Source organism: Elusimicrobiota bacterium, from assembly GCA_041658405.1.
In the GTDB taxonomy this organism is placed as follows: domain Bacteria; phylum Elusimicrobiota; class UBA5214; order JBBAAG01; family JBBAAG01; genus JBBAAG01.
The window spans coordinates 1-11,735 of the sequence record JBBAAG010000085.1 but is presented as its reverse complement, the minus strand read 5'-3'; the positions used below and the strand labels follow the sequence as shown (position 1 = coordinate 11,735).

Sequence of the window (11,735 nt, the reverse complement as noted above, 5' to 3'; positions counted from 1 at the left end):
TTTTTGAGCGTCATTAAGGATTTCCTGATTTTCCTTTGACTGGTTAACGCTTTCTTCCAATAGGCTAAGATTACCGATAATCACAGTAAGGTAATTATTAAAATCATGCGCGATCCCGCCAGCCAGGACACCAAGGCTCTCTAACCGCTGTGTTTGCTGGATCTGCTGTTCAATCTTCTGCCTTTGTACCTCAGTCCGTTTTTGATCGGTAATATCTGTTATAATCATGTGCTTTGTGTCCTAAAGTTTTTATACAGCCGATGCCGTGCGCGGTGCAACAATATCTTTACCGTACCCAACGGCCGGCCGGTAATCCCGGCTATTTCCTCATAACTAAAGTTTTCTAAGTACCTTAACACCACAACTTCGCGTTGGTTCATAGGCAAAGTCAACAGCATTTTATCTATTATTGCGCGTTGTTCCTTTTTTTCGTACTCTTTATCCGGCATATTTTGATTATCTATTAAACTGTCCGGAGTATAGCTTCCAGTATCTGTAATCTGTATACTATTAATTGAGAAAAACATAAACTTGCGTTGTTTTATCTTGTTTCGCGCAAGGTTGATTGCAATGTTATACAGCCACGTAGAAAACTGGTAAGTCACACGATAGGTTCCAAGGTTGTGATACGCTTTGATAAATGCTTCCTGGGTAATATCTTCCGCATCATGAGTATTGTTGAGCATACAATATACTGTATTCATTATTCCATTTTTATATTTATCAATAATATTGGCAAAGGCGGATTCGTCACCAGCTAATGTTTGCTGAATCAGCACCAGGTCAGTTTTAGTATTATCCTGAACATTTACCACTTATAATTACCTTTTGTTTATTGTCTATGCAATTATTATACAATCATTGAACCCAAAAAGTTTCAGTTGCTAGTATAGTTAATTCAAAATGAAACTTAATTGTCAGCTCAATTGTATAAACATTGTAGAAGTCAAAATAAATACACCATAAAATGGAGGGTATCTGCATTAAACACATATTAAACGTTTATGTTCTCTCATTAATTTTGCTTATTACACAATCTGGTACTGGGTTGGCTCACATATCAACCGATTCAGGCGATGGCAGGCAGTTGTTTGGATATCAAACCTCAAGCGCGCCGGTTATTGACGGTAATATTGCGACCTGGCCAGGGGAATGGGCGGATGCGTACGTAAGAAATATATATATAGCTTCAGAGATAGGTGCCGACTCGAGTTATTATTCTCAGATGCTGATTAAACACGATACATCGTATCTGTATGTAGCATTTGTAACAGATTCTGCTGGCGATAATTCTGTGAATAGGTATGTCCACTTATTTTTTGACCAGGGAAGTAGTTCGAACTACACAGTCCACGACGATTCGTTGACGGCACAGTCGTCCGGTGTAGGTGAATTTTCTATCCGCTGCTATCCCCCCGGCCGGTCCCCTGATTATTATGTATACATATGGAACGGTTCTGCATGGACGATAGACTTGCGTGGAGACGGTTCTGCGGAAACTTCTGCTGGAACTGGATTGAAATGTTATACTTACGAACAAGGCGGCGGGATTTTTAATTACGAATTCCGTATCCCTCTTTCTACAGGCACCACAAAATCTTACCTAAAACTTGATACAACTTCAGAAGTAGGTTTGTATCCGATGGCAGGAAAAACTGATAACAATAACACGCCGGGAGACCCCGGCATAAACGAAAACTACTGGGCAATCCTGAATGACACAAAAAATAATGCAGCAATATCTCCCGGCTGGGCAGACCTGCAACTTGGCATCAACGCACCTGACCGGCTTGTATCAGCTTTATATTCAAACACAAATAATCCTACGGTCACAGACGGTAATATTGCAACTGATGCGGGGTGGGAAGGCGCGTTTGAAAAAGAATTTGTATTAACCAACTTTGGGGTGTCAGGTTCAGGGTTGCAAACATATAACGCTACGCTGCACCTAAAAGACGACGGTACAAGCCCTGATTATTTGTATTTCGGTATAGAAATTACCGGTGCTGCAGGAGGTGACCAGCTTGACCTATATTTTGACTACGATGTTGGAGCAAGTGACCCTGCAAACCAGGATTACGAACTCACTAACAACGGCGAGAACGCCGTACGTGTAAAAAACAGCGCGTTTACCGATTATAGTTTCAACACTGGAGTATGGACCACTGCTGATGCAAATAACGACACTGCCGGGGATGACGGTACATCGGGAAGCATATACGGGTTTGAGTTTAAGGTACCGAAAAAAGGTACGCAAAGCCCCGGGGATTTACAGATTGGGCGTAACGGCAAAACAGGTTTTCTCATGAAATTTACTAAGGGCGGGCAGGAATATTGGTGGAACCGTTTTGCGAACACTACCTACTGTCTGCGTTCTTCAGGAAATTATAGCGCTACAGGATGGTGTACCCTTCAGAGCGGCGGCGCGTATGTTGTTTCGATCCTCCCGGCGCAAAATGCTGCTATTGGTGATGGGGCATATCCTGTACTTGCAGAGATTATACCGTTCCCAACCTACAGTATTACAAGCGTCCTCTGGCGGCTTGAAGATGTGAACACCGAAGAAGGCGTTGCGCCATACGACACATTTTCGTCGTCATTAACAAAATCAGGTGATACCAATTATTGGGCAGGCAGTATCAATACCAGTAATGTATCAAATTCAAATAATTACAGAATTACCATACAAGTAACCGACCAAAATAATAATGTAATTAAAAAATACATACCTGTTTCGGTGACAAATATCTCGGAAACAACACTTACTCCGCCGGCGATAACAATAAATACTCCAATTGCGGGTTCGACGTTGAAAGGACAATATCAGATAAGTTTTACTGTAACACCGGTAAACACTGGAGCCACGGTACCATCAAACTCATCCGCATTCTCAATTGACGGAGGAAGTTATACACCAGTGAGTACACAGCCCACAGCAGGTAGCGGCGCTAAAAACGGGTATGAAGTTTTGTATACCACAAACTATGCGGATGGTACTCATATTATCAAAGTGAAAGCTATAGATTCTAACGGTACTACCGGATATTCAGATGTCCGTACTATTGTTGTAGATAACACCGTTCCGTCTGTTATTCCGGCAGGATATAATAATTACGGTGTGATTTATTCATCTACCGTTCAAGCCCGTACCATAGCGAAAAATGGCGATACTATAACACTTGCGATGCAAACATCGGACAGTACATCGCTGATTTCAACCACCGCAGTAATTTGTACCTCGCTGGGAATAGCAACCCCGCTAACTTTATCTGATTCAGGTGTACAGGGCGATATTATTGCCGGAGATGGGATATACTCATCAAGTGTTACTATAGTACTGGCCACACCGTTATGCGGCTGGGCTACCGTATACTTTTACTCAACCGATCTTATTGGAAACACCGCCGGGCCAATAGCAGGGCGGGTATATATAGACAGCGTTCCTCCTGAAATCGTTATCCTCTCGCCAATAAACAGTACAGTTTATGCTTCAGCCGGTAAAGGAATAGATGTCAGTTTTGTGTCTAATGACACGAATCTTGGGAATACACTTATAAAAATTACCGATTCTTCCGGCACAGTTTTTGGCAGCACAGAATACTCGGCAACTGGTACGACTTTTACAGTGTTGAATGCGACAATACACATTTCATCTTCCACACCGGAAGGATTAAAGTCTGTTCGCATAGAATCCATGGATACTGCAGGAAATTCGTTTGTAACAATATCAACGAATGTTATTATGATTGATAATACTATACCGAACATATACAACCCTTCTCCCCCATCAGGTGCAATTGTCTCAACTTCGACAGTACTGATTAACGCAGCATTCACTGATCCTGTTGGTACACTTGCGGTTACACCGGCAGGAATAGATACAGCATCCTGTGTTTTTATTATTGACGCGGCAACGGTTCCGGCGGTAAATGTTTCTACCGGAACAAGTGTTATTCTCGAAAATATGGCGAATGGATTGCATACTGTTACCTTGAATATCCGTGATCGAGCAGGAAACAGCGCCGGGAGTTTCTCATGGTTTTTCATTGTGGATACTCAAAGCCCGCAAACTGCGGCAATAACACGAATATCACCCGCGTTTAATATTAACGGCAGCTCATGTGTATATGTCAAAGGAACTATTAATATAACAGCAGTTGCGGCGGATAATATTTATGTTTCAAGTATGACACTGTTTGCGGATAATATACCAGTAAATACGGTTTATACCCCACCATATGATTTTACATATACGCCTTCGGAAGGATCTCATTCGTTATACATCATTGCATATGACTCATCAACAAATAGTATGCAGTCCAGTGCTTATTCCATTATATGCGACACTACTCCGCCGTGGAATGTGCAGTTCAGCGCGCCAGGGAGTAACAGTTATGTTTCTGGAATTACAACTTTTAAATACTCAGCTACCGACAACTACGGCATTGCGCGGGTACTACTGGCAGTGAATACAACCGATATTGCAGGTATGGCGTTCAATTCTGCGGCGTATGTCAACGAAATCGCTGTGGATACAACCAAAATTCCTGACGGTACAAGTACCGCGCAGATAGTTGCATACGACTATGTAGGCAGTTCCGCCGCCAGCAGCATATTAAACTTTGTAGTTGACAATACTGCACCGCAAACGAGTTTACTGGTTTTACAGTCACCGGCAAGCGGGCAGATGGTAATACAATATTCAGCAAATGATGCGGTATCGCAGATAACTAAGTCCGAACTTTGGTTCAACAACAAACTCGTTAGTACATCATCGATTGTTTCAGAGATTGCCATCAACACTTATATTGTAAATACTGCACAATTTTCTGACGGTTCATATATCATTCGTACGGTAGTCTACGATTCTGCCGGGAACCGCACAGAAAGCGATGGCAGGTTTGTTACTATTGACAATACCAATCCTCTCCCGCCAGTGACCTGCAGGATATCGCCGGCGTATATGGTAGAGGGCAGTACGTTGAGTTTTATTAAAGGGACAGTGAATATCCAAGCTGTTGCGCAAGATAATATTTTGTTAAGCCATGTAACATTTTACCTTAGTACCGGTTTGGCGTTGTATACAGATTCCACTCGGGATAATGGATGGAGTGTTTCATGGAATACAGCATTGTATCCTGACGGGCATTATACACTGTACTGTGTAGCCGTAGATTCTATGACCAATAAAAGCGAATCCATGCGGGTGTCTGTTATAGTAGATAACACAGCGCCGGTTTTAACTATAAATCCGTACACTACGCCTACTAAGTATCCGAACCAGTTGATTTCCGGTACGTATGCTGAAAAAAATGTTGTGGCACTGTACGTAAACGGAATGGTTGTGTCACCCGTATTGATTTCTACTTGCACATGGGCATATCCTTATTCACTGGTCAACGGGACTAATGTTGTTACAGTAAATATTATAGACGGAGCAAACAATACTTTTACCGCCACACAAACTACAGCAGTGCAAACAAGTATTTATCTTGACCCCCGTGCGCCTATTGGATTTATTTATCCCAGAAAATATGAGGTTGTTTCATCTACGTGTACAATAGAACCGTATATCCCGTCAACCGCAACAGATATTGAACTAGATGTGTCTACTCTTACGTATGCTGCAGAGTGGTATAGTTTGGACGGGATAGTGTCAACTTACACAACAGTAAACATTAGTCCAGGCGCAACGGTTAAGGTTGATTGGAACACGTTGCTGGACCAGCTCTCTGACGGTACGTCGTATTACCTTAGGATAAAAGCGTACAACCGTGAACAACCCGCAGCATATCCCGGATGGATGCTCGCAAGCGACGTTATCGGACCGTTTACCGTTGATAATACCGCGCCGTATATCACAGCTATTTCTACTACTCCGGGAACATACGGGAATATTAATACTCCTACCTACTACCCTCCTATCAAAACATTGACTGACGGGACAAAAGAAGCGTATGCAACGAAGCTTTGCATAAAATTAAATGTCAATGATCCAGTTTCCGGTCCGCAGCATGTTGTGGTAAAAGTTGAGTCGTACGATTCAACCGCCGGTGTGTTTGTTAAAAGCTACTATTCCGAACTACCCATATCGCCGGATGATAATGTTGCTGTGTGTTATATCGACCTTGTGGAGGGAGCGAATAAATTGTCCCTCGTGCCGGTAGACCGTGCGGGAAATAAGGGGATGGAAATTGTGGATACTATTGTATATAAAACCCCAAAAGCCGTTGGAATAGCAACAAAGAACGCGGAAACTGTCATATCTTCTCCTGACGGTACATCGGTAACGGTAGTGGCTGGCGCGGTGCTTAACGACACAATTGTTACAATAGTGCCGGTTTCACGGACACTGCTTGCCAAACCGTCAAACCCCGGGGTGATACTGACACCGGTTGCGCGGGAGTTCAGCCCGCAGGGAACGGTATTTGCGAAGCCAGTGACAATATCGTTACCTTTTACAGAAACTGATCTTGACAATAACCGCGATGGCGTAATCGACACGGGTACAGAGTTTGATATTGCCAAGCTTGCAATAGTGTTTTGGGATGGTAACGAGTGGATAAAAACGCCGGAGAATGTTGTCATCTGGGATTCCGGTACTCGTACTGGTTACGTAACGGCAAAAGTCAACCATTTCAGTATCTACGCAATTGCGCAGGTGAAAACTGAAATCCCTACGGCTTTAAGTGTATATTTAACAAAAAATCCGTTTAATATCTCCGGGCATACAACTTTTGTGTATTCATTACCCAAACCTGGAACAGTAGAACTGCGGATATTGGATTTAGCGGGAGATAATGTAATATCAATACTTGAAAACACACAGAATTCTGTGGGTGAAAATTCGTGTAATTGGGATGGGAATAACGAATTTGGACATTATGTCGGTAGCGGCGTATATTTTTACATACTGAAGTATCAACCTGAGGATGGCAGCGCACCGGAGTTTATTAAAGGAACTGTTGGGGTGATAAAATGAAAATATTTAATTTAAACGCTGTTACGATAACCATACTTTGTACGATGATACTATCCCCGGTAAGGTTGCTTATCGCAGCGCCGTTAGATTTATCTTTAAGCGCAAATATGCTTTCTACCGGTGGGACGTATGCAGCTGCCGGCGGGGCTTTTGCAGCGGATGAAACACTTGCGATGATCTGTAATCCTGCCGGATTGTCATGGGTGACGGGGTTTATGATGGACATTACTTACGGGCTATACTCTGTATTCCCGGGGGTTACACTCGGTAATACAGCAATCTGTTTTCCCATATCGAATTATGGCGCTGCGGGGCTATCGTGGCAAAACGTATCCGCTGAACTTATGCAGGGAAATCCGGCTGCCGGGCTTCAGCAAAAAAGTGTGTGGAACGAAAACTTGGTAACACTTGCATATGGATTCAAGATAAATAATCATATCCGTACCGGTATAGCATTAAAACGGTATGTGCTTGACACTTCGATAGGAAACGGTGCAGGTATGGGGTTTGATTTTGGCGCTGTTGCAGTACTTGGAAAATTTAATAATTTCGCGGTGGGTATGGTTGCAAAAAATGTTGTTGCTGATATAAAAAATGAAGCGATCCCAGCAGATTATCGGATTGGTTTTTCATGGGCAGTGTTTAAGAAAACAACAATTTTTTCCGCGGATGTTGACACAAAAACTGAAATTGCGGCACTTGATGGAACATATGTCTCCGGGATGAATTTGAGATACCATGCAGGAGTTGATATAATGGTTGGCCCAGCGGGGATTCATGCAGGGTACGATAACGGCGGCGGAACGTTTGGACTGAGTGTAATAATCAAAAAAATATGGGTTGTGGGGATAGGATACGCTTCCTATCCGTCAATCGGAGATACTTACAGAATTTCTCTCATCTACAAAAAATGATGGGAATAACCAGTTCCATAGTTTTTGTATCGTCTAAATTATTATATATTCACCCAGGGGTTAAATACCGGTTTTTCCGGGTTTTCGCTAACAGTAGATCAATCTAAAACTTCGCATCCAACCCGAGTTGAACACTAACTCCCGGTGAATCAACGCCGGAACCGTGTTCACGATACCCAGTATCCAAAATGTTTTCTATCCCGCAGGTAAGCGCAAACGTTCTGTTTATTTTCCACCCGCCGCGGAGGTTGTACGTAACCCATCCTGGCGTACCGTTAGGGTCAATCCTAGGATCTTCTTTATCTCTGGAAGAAAGTTTGTCTTGCTTATCTGCGAATCTTATATACGGTTCAATCCACCAGTGGACAGGGTCATAACGTATACTTAACATACCGTTTACCGGAGGTATTCGCATTAACGGTTCAGAATCGGTTATATTCCACCCGTCAGTGTAGGTAAGCATTCCGGATAATGACCAGTTGAACAGGTTGTCTAAATACCATTGCCCATCAAGTTCTACGCCCTGTAGTTTGGCACTACCAATATTAAACTTCTGGTATACCTGTATTCCATTAATAGTATTCGCACCATTATAAGTCCCGCGTTTACGGTCTATTTTGTCAGTTATGTCGGAATAATAGTAAAATGCTGACCAGTTAAATTGCCCTGGTTTAGCTTTTATACCAATTTCGTAAGTATTACTTTTTTCCGGCTTTAATCCATAGCTTGGCACATCAATCCCCTGGTTTGTTGTACGTAATGTAGCAACATCGTCAAGGTTCGGCGCACGGAAGCCTTGAGAAACATTAGCGCAGAGGTTAAGTAATGCCGTAAGGTTATACACCGCACCGAGACTGCCGGAGAAGTTTGAAAACGTTTCGGCAAGATTACCATTAAGCGGGGTATTGCGTAAAACAGTGTTATATTCAAACATGCTATATCTTACCCCGGGAACAAGTTTTAACATCGGCAGTACTTTCCATTGGTCTTCGATAAACATACCGAAGGATGAGTATTTTGACCCGTCAGGAAACGTGCTGTTTGCCGGGATTTCTGCCCTAACACCGGTTTGGGTATTAAATTCACTGTACTGACTGACAACAGTATCGTTATAATATTCCAATCCATACACAAGTTTATGGGAAGACAAAAGAGAGACCAGTTGAAACACAGTTCCTAAAGTGTCTCCGGTATCTTCGTATTCAGCAACTTTTGTACTACCGGTTTTCTGCTGCTGGCTTCCCTCGTACTGGCGGTGATATGATATTTTTGCAGATATATTGTCTAGAAAAGGGTTAGGAGTTTCATAGTCGTACTGAACAATCCCCAACTGCCGTATTTGAGGGTTGTAAACAAACTTGTCATACCCGCCGGTACCGTGAAAGATACGCGTAACACCGGTATACTTTTCGTACCGCGGAACGTTAAATTGGTTGGTATGCTGATAACTTACCGCAACCTTTTGTTTATCCGATATTTGGTATACAACTTTTGCGTCTCCGTTCGCGTCAGAGTAGCCTGTAGGTGATTCCACACCAAAACTACCGCCAGCACGGAGATCGTTTAAGTTCTTATACGTACCACCCATTAAAAAACTAAGTTTATCAAACCCGCCATTGAGTTCCGCTCTGGTAGAAATCCCGTTATCTGCGCTGTTGTACCGCACAGAAGTTGTTGTTCTAAGCCCAGGGATTGACGCTGGAGATTTTGTGATTATATTGATAACCCCGCCTAGCGCATCGCTGCCGTACAATACTGAGCTTGGCCCGCGGGTAAGTTCAAGCCTGTCAATTAACGAACTGTCGACCGTGTTCATATACTGCACGGGTCCGCTGCGGAACGTTGAGTTGTTCAACCGCACTCCATCGATTAGGATAAGGTTTTCACGGCCGATGAACCCGCGGATAACCGGTGAACCATGTCCATGCGTGGTTTTCTGCATAAACACGCCGGGAAGGGTTTTAACAATTTCCGTTATTGTCCTGGTATTACCCTCGGAAATTTCTTTACTTGTTACCGTATACACAGGTTTAGACGTATCAGCCGCTGGCTCAGATGTACGAGTAGCAGTGATAACAACGTGTGGAACATTGTCATTAATAAGCTCCGATAACCCTGCTCCCAAAACATAAGTTTCAAACATAAGTAGTATTAGAGTGGATACAAATAAAACTGTAAGTTTGTTATTCATAATGAACATTATATCATTACGCTAACTCAATTCTGTATTTTCTGATTTTTATGATTTTATCACCAAACCATGTAACAAAAAGTAAAACCAAGAACACAACCAGTCTAATCTCAGCGATAGTTCAAGCCCATATATACAACTAATCCAGCGCGGTACTTCCCAAGTTTTACTGCCAACCCTTGAGTAAGGCCGTTGAATATAAATAGATCTGCTTCTTCAAGTGTTGCACTTCATTATTGAACTGGTGTAACCAATTTTGAGAAAAACTTTTAAGTTAACTTATTTGGGAGGACTTCTGAGATGTAAAACTGCGGGTATAACTGTGTTCCTTGCGCCTGATCTGAACAAAAACAAATAAAGGTATGTTAAAACAATAATAAAAACGAAAGTAGAGCTTACAATATATCCTTGATGTGCAACAGCGCAAAAAATACAGATATCCTGATGGCTTATTCCATCTGTATGCGAATGTAACGGAAGGATTACCGTCCATAATATAGCTAGAATTATTATTAAAAGTACTAACGTTTTTCTCTTCATTAGTGTTCATTATATCTTTTTAGATTAGTTGTTCAATATCCTGTGGAACAACTTAGGATAATTCGATCTTAACTTATTGTTGACACACAATATTACTATTTTGTAATAAGTATAAAAACAAGAAGTTTAAACTAAGGAACAAATAAATGAGTTCTTGTAAAATAGTTAATATCAATACAGAATTATGTACAGGTTGCGGCGTGTGCGTAGACCTATGCCCTAAGAAAATTCTTTATCTAGACAAAAAAACAGGTAAATGCGCGGTTACTGACGAAACAAAATGCGATAAACTTGGCGGCTGCGAACGCAACTGCCAGGCAGATGCTATCAAAATCACGAGAACCGAAAAAAAAGCAGGGGGATTATAGTGGAACAAATATATTTTATAAGCGCGTTATGGTTGCTATTAGCCGTAGTATCCGCGATTATTGCGTACCACCTAAAAATTTCTATTGCCTTAATTGAAATCTGTGTTGGTGTTATTGCAGGTACTGTCGCAAATAAGTTTTTTGGGATAAACTCTCTAGGCAGCAACCTGGAATGGCTGAAATTTCTTGCATCTGCCGGTGCTATTTATTTAACATTCCTCGCAGGAGCTGAACTTGATCCTAAGATACTAAAAATTAAATGGAAAGAAGTATTGGTCGTAGGAGCTATAGGCTTTTTTGCGCCGTTTCTTGGATGTTCCGCTATCGCGTTTTATATTCTTCAATGGAACCTGCAGGCAAGCTTGCTTACAGGGGTTGCGCTATCAACAACCTCAATGGCAGTAGTTTACGCTGTGATGATAGAAACAGGGTTTAATACTACAGAGTTCGGGAAAGGTATCCTTGGCGCGTGTTTTATTAATGACCTCGGGACAGTGATCGCGCTGGGCTTAATTTTTTCGCCGTTCACCTATAAAACAGTAATTTTTGTTGCGGTTACAGCGATAATGATACCCTTATTCCCGATACTCACAACATTTTTCACTAATGTTTACGGCAACCGTACCGCAGCAATTCGCGTAAAATGGGTATCTTTCGTATTATTTGCAATGGGCGCGTTAGCTATCTGGTCTGGCAGTGAAGCTGTCCTACCGGCATACATCGCGGGTATGGCACTTGCG

General features: G+C 42.2%; 7 protein-coding genes. 4 read left to right on the top strand and 3 right to left on the bottom strand.

The annotated features are described in order from the left end of the window. Together WC955_11600 and WC955_11595 are read right to left on the bottom strand one after the other, a co-directional pair. Positions 1-228 (bottom strand): hypothetical protein (locus WC955_11600; protein MFA5859694.1); only part of this gene is annotated, 228 nt, incomplete at its 3' end. Next, complete coding sequence (locus tag WC955_11595) at positions 225-815, bottom strand: sigma-70 family RNA polymerase sigma factor (protein MFA5859693.1); 591 nt, start codon at positions 813-815, stop codon at positions 225-227. The genes WC955_11600 and WC955_11595, both read right to left, overlap by 4 nt. 233 nt (positions 816-1,048) lie before the next feature. Between WC955_11595 and WC955_11590 the strand changes: the two genes are divergently transcribed. Next, positions 1,049-6,982: an Ig-like domain-containing protein gene (locus tag WC955_11590; GenBank protein MFA5859692.1), complete on the top strand. Its 5,934-nt coding sequence runs from the start codon at positions 1,049-1,051 to the stop codon at positions 6,980-6,982. Next, positions 6,979-7,896 (top strand): hypothetical protein, encoded by a 918-nt coding sequence (locus WC955_11585; protein MFA5859691.1) that lies wholly within the window; start codon positions 6,979-6,981, stop codon positions 7,894-7,896. Before WC955_11590 ends, WC955_11585 begins: the two co-directional genes overlap by 4 nt. Before the next feature lie 103 nt (positions 7,897-7,999). Here the strand turns inward: WC955_11585 and WC955_11580 are convergent, their stop codons facing one another. Next, positions 8,000-10,087, bottom strand: a complete 2,088-nt coding sequence (locus tag WC955_11580) for a TonB-dependent receptor (protein MFA5859690.1) — start codon at positions 10,085-10,087, stop codon at positions 8,000-8,002. 686 nt (positions 10,088-10,773) lie between these two features. Here WC955_11580 and WC955_11575 point away from each other — a divergent pair. Both WC955_11575 and WC955_11570 read left to right on the top strand, forming a co-directional pair. After that, complete coding sequence (locus WC955_11575; protein ID MFA5859689.1) at positions 10,774-10,995, top strand: 4Fe-4S binding protein; 222 nt, start codon at positions 10,774-10,776, stop codon at positions 10,993-10,995. After that, the coding region (locus tag WC955_11570; protein ID MFA5859688.1) for a cation:proton antiporter at positions 10,995-11,735 on the top strand (741 nt) is incomplete at its 3' end. The genes WC955_11575 and WC955_11570, both read left to right, overlap by 1 nt.